This window comes from Pseudomonas sp. GM60 (assembly GCF_000282415.1).
Lineage (GTDB): Bacteria > Pseudomonadota > Gammaproteobacteria > Pseudomonadales > Pseudomonadaceae > Aquipseudomonas > Aquipseudomonas migulae.
In genome coordinates this window covers 1-3,855 of the sequence record NZ_AKJI01000181.1, presented here as the reverse complement: position 1 = coordinate 3,855, position 3,855 = coordinate 1, and the positions used below count along the sequence as shown (strand labels likewise).

At 56.3% G+C, this 3,855-nt stretch carries 7 protein-coding genes; 4 read left to right on the top strand and 3 right to left on the bottom strand.

All coding sequences use genetic code 11. From position 1 onward, the window contains the following. Window positions 1–187: 187 nt before the first annotated feature. Complete coding sequence (locus tag PMI32_RS00005; protein ID WP_008035852.1) at window positions 188–391, top strand: hypothetical protein; 204 nt, start codon at window positions 188–190, stop codon at window positions 389–391. Here PMI32_RS00005 and PMI32_RS00010 read toward each other — a convergent pair whose 3' ends face one another. From PMI32_RS00010 to PMI32_RS00020, 3 genes are all read right to left on the bottom strand, one after another. Further along, window positions 392–631, bottom strand: a complete 240-nt coding sequence (locus PMI32_RS00010; protein ID WP_008035850.1) for a DUF2789 domain-containing protein — start codon at window positions 629–631, stop codon at window positions 392–394. A gap of 131 nt (window positions 632–762) precedes the next feature. After that, the gene (locus tag PMI32_RS00015) at window positions 763–993 is read right to left on the bottom strand and encodes a hypothetical protein (protein ID WP_008035849.1); all 231 of its coding nucleotides are present in this window, start codon (window positions 991–993) and stop codon (window positions 763–765) included. Between the two features lie 158 nt (window positions 994–1,151). Further along, window positions 1,152–1,400 (bottom strand): hypothetical protein, encoded by a 249-nt coding sequence (locus PMI32_RS00020; protein ID WP_008035848.1) that lies wholly within the window; start codon window positions 1,398–1,400, stop codon window positions 1,152–1,154. Window positions 1,401–1,813: 413 nt separating this feature from the next. Between PMI32_RS00020 and PMI32_RS00025 the strand changes: the two genes are divergently transcribed. The 3 genes from PMI32_RS00025 to PMI32_RS00035 all read left to right on the top strand — a co-directional run bounded on the left by PMI32_RS00025 (window position 1,814) and on the right by PMI32_RS00035 (window position 3,617). Beyond that, the gene (locus PMI32_RS00025; protein ID WP_008035847.1) at window positions 1,814–2,284 is read left to right on the top strand and encodes a hypothetical protein; all 471 of its coding nucleotides are present in this window, start codon (window positions 1,814–1,816) and stop codon (window positions 2,282–2,284) included. After that, window positions 2,284–2,487, top strand: a complete 204-nt coding sequence (locus tag PMI32_RS00030; protein WP_008035846.1) for a hypothetical protein — start codon at window positions 2,284–2,286, stop codon at window positions 2,485–2,487. Before PMI32_RS00025 ends, PMI32_RS00030 begins: the two co-directional genes overlap by 1 nt. A gap of 116 nt (window positions 2,488–2,603) precedes the next feature. Beyond that, window positions 2,604–3,617, top strand: a complete 1,014-nt coding sequence (locus tag PMI32_RS00035; protein ID WP_008035842.1) for an ABC transporter substrate-binding protein — start codon at window positions 2,604–2,606, stop codon at window positions 3,615–3,617. The last annotated feature ends 238 nt before the right edge of the window (window positions 3,618–3,855 follow it).

Sequence of the window (3,855 nt, the reverse complement as noted above, 5' to 3'; positions counted from 1 at the left end):
TCCAAGTGACTCGCCGTAAGGGCGAAACCAATAGCGGCCGTTACCGCAGCAACGGATATGCACCCCAACCCCCAACATTATTGCGATTCCAGCAACTAATCTATGCAACACAGTTGCTGTTTCCTCGCACATGAACTCATTACCATACCTTCATAGTTAGGTTGCTAATGAAGTCAAAGAGGTCAGCATGCAAAGCAAAGTCGATGTCGCCGTCATGATCGGCAGCGGTGTGCCCGCCAGCTTACGGGCGCAGGGGCAGAGCGTCTGCTGGGTCGTGCTGTTGAACGGCGAACGCCGGGGGACGGCATTCTCCCGTCGCGATGAAGCGGAGGAGTGCAAGGCTGCCTGGTTGGCCCAATTAAGCGCCGAAGCCCCCGACAGCCTGCATTGACTAGTGAACCTGATGCATACGCAGATTCAGGTCATCGACCACCCGCGCCCAATCGGCATCTTCACGCAATTGCTCTTTCAGGAAACCAGCTTGTTGCGGCGTCCAGAACTCGGCATCGATGAGTTTTTGATCATCGGGCATAGGCGAATGACTGGTGATGAAATCGTCGATGGCTTTTTCGCTGGATTCCAGGCCTAGCTGGTCGAACAAGCCTTTCAAGTCGTGTATAGGTGAATCCATCTTCATCTCCTTGCTGGTCGCGCAGGTGCGAGATCTGAGGTGCGGCTGCATTGCATCTGAGGGCGCCGCGCTTCAGGCATTCGATAGCGATGTCCGAAATCAGGAATGAGCATAGACTGCGAATCGGCTGATCAGGCTTTCAAGGCACCTTGATCGACGGCGAGCTTCAAGGCCTGGGCGGCTTCACGGGCGGCGACGGCAGCAACGTCCGAGGTCTTGAACCAGCGATCCTTCTCGACCTGGTGATACGTCACCGTGGTCAGCGGTGGTTTGGCGCGCATGACAATGACCGCCTGGAATTCGCCTTCGATTTCTCTGGCTTCGCCCCGGATAAAAAATTCACCGATATCAAATTCCGTCACGTAGCAGCCTTCCCTTGGAAATGTCCTGTTGTGTTGAACGCCGTCCGACTTGGGAACGGGTTTCATTGGTTCGGCAGTATGGCAGTAGTTGCCTGCCGACGGCTGAGTTAAGTCGTCGGCATGACGAAACGTCTATGAGAAGGGACTGAGCGAAGCGCTCAGCGATGCAATTCGAGCTGGCGGGCGAGAGCACATGCTTCGTTGTGATCGCTGCGGAATCCTCTGACACGGCCAGTGGAAATTTCTTTGATGTGGAAGAACGCATTACCGGCCAGGACGACCTGAAAACGCGGTGTGGCAAGCGTTTCAGGGTCAAGTTCTGGGTGTTGAAACCCCGCCGCGTACAGCGTCGACGGGTTGCTTGAGTAAGGCGCAAGGGGGCGGGCGAAGTGTGTCAGGGTGCACATATGAAGTCCTTTTCGTTATTTTGCCGACGTGTGTACATCGTTTTGGGTAGTCTCGATGAGCATCGCTGCTCTAGAATCACCGTCACTGGTGGGCGATTGATGGTTATCTAAAGCAATTTTTTGCCGGCGATATGTCGGAAAAGTGCTTTTTTTAAAGAGTTTTTTCCCTAAGGTTGGTAATCCGTTTTTTCTGGCAGTCAGAAGGGCTTTTTCCTTCAACCTCTGACGAACTCCAGGCAAGACGACGCGAGTGACTTTCCATTAGTCTTCTTACGCCTCGCGATGAATGAGCCCTCTGCTCGTTTCAGGATTTCAACACGGGTCATTTGGCGACACCTTCGGCATTGCCGCTTTTTTCTGCTGTGCGCTGTTTGCAGGCGTGCGGCATCATTTTCAGATGTGGGGATGTTTCCTTGGCAGTAAGTAATCTCGATATGCATGCTTTGTTCGTGCTGGGTGATTTGCGCGCAAAGCTGGTCAAGCAGTTCCAGTCACGTTTTGTTTACATCACCGAACAGAACGCCGAAGGCATTTACATTGCCGAGATCGACACCGAATCAGCACTGGTGGTGGACGACAAGCCAGGCCTGAAACTTAAAGTCGGCGATCATTTCAGCGCTTCGGTTTTGCCCAGTCGCGAAGGTGGCAAGCTGGACATCAAGTTCCGCGAAATCAAACTGACGGTGTATGGCCTGGGCGATTACGCGTTCGTGACCACTGCCGACGGTCACGGGATCGTGTTCAAGGAAGGTCACAGCGTGGTGATGGTATTTGCCGCCCACCAACAATTGCAGGAAGGCCTGACCAAAACCCTGAAAGCCGTCACGGCCAAGGCCGCCAAGTGGCGCAAGGGTGAACTGGTGACCTTCAAGGCCAGCGAGTAATGCCCCTGACCCGCGCCGATTTTCACATACAGAACCAAGCCAGCGCCCAGGTGGAGGCCCAGCGACTGTTCGAGCAGAAGGCCATCTTGCAAGGGGCCTGGCTGGGGTGGGTGGCGTCGCAGATCTACACATTGCGCCCGGCGGAATACGCCAGCATGGTCAGAAGAGAGCTGGCGCGCTTGCAGGAAATTTCCGAAAAATAATCCTCGCCCCTCGAAAGCAGGAACCTCTACTACAGTCAGTTGACTGAGTATTTTGAGGCTTGCGGTCTTTATCAGGCCATCCTGCTATTGCTGTGAACAGCACGAGGTGCAAAAGCATGAACGGATTTCGACGGTTGCTGGCCACTGTTCTGGTCGCTTTCGGTCTGGGTTCGCCCATTCCGGTATTCGCCGCCCAGGCGCCGATCCACTTCGCCGACCTGAACTGGGAAAGCGGCAGTCTGATCACCGATATCCTGCGGATCATTGTCGAGAAGGGCTACGGGCTGCAGACCGATACCTTGCCGGGAACGACCATCACCCTGGAAACCGCCCTGGCCAACAATGACATTCAGGTCATTGGCGAAGAATGGGCCGGTCGCAGCCCGGTCTGGGTCAAGGCTGAAGCCGAAGGCAAAGTCGCGAGCCTTGGCGATACGGTCAAGGGCGCCACCGAAGGCTGGTGGGTGCCCGAATACGTGATCAAGGGCGATCCGGCCAAGGGTATCAAGCCGCTGGCACCCGGCTTGCGCAGTGTCAGTGACCTGCCGAAATACAAGGACGTGTTCAGTGACCCGGAAAGCCCGGGCAAGGGGCGCTTCCTCAACAGCCCGATCGGCTGGACCTCGGAGGTGGTCAACAAGCAGAAGCTCACGGCCTATGGTCTGAACGACAGCTATGTGAATTTCCGCAGCGGCTCCGGAGCGGCGCTGGATGCGGAAATCAGTTCGTCGATCCGTCGTGGCAAGCCGGTCCTGTTCTATTACTGGTCGCCTACGCCCTTGCTTGGGCGCTTCAAACTGGTTCAGCTGGAAGAGCCGCCGTTCGACGCTGAAGCCTGGAAAACCCTGACCGACGCCGACAACCCCAATCCGAAACCGACGCGCTCACTGCCCTCGAAACTGTCGATTGGCGTGTCCACACCGTTCCAGAAACAGTATCCGCAGATTGCCGAATTTTTCAGCAAGGTCGATTTCCCGATCGGCCCGTTGAACAAGGCGCTGGCTGATATGAGCGAGAAACACACTCCACCGCGTCAGGCGGCGGAGGCGTTCATGAAGGCGCACCCGGATGTGTGGCAGGCGTGGGTGCCGAAGGACGTGGCGGATAAAGTCTCCGCCGAGTTGAAATGATGGGTGCCGCTGATTTCACCGGACTGTAGGAGCCGGCTTGCTGGCGATGGCGGCCTTCAAATCGATGCAGAACGCTGGGGCCTCATCGCCGGCAAGCCGGCTCCTACAGTGGGTCGTGTTGTTCACCTTATTCAGGCCTGCCACAACACCCCTTGTAGGAGCCAACACCCCTTGTAGGAGCCAGCTTGCTGGCGATGGCGACCTCCAATTCGATGCAGAACGCTCGGGCCTCATCGCC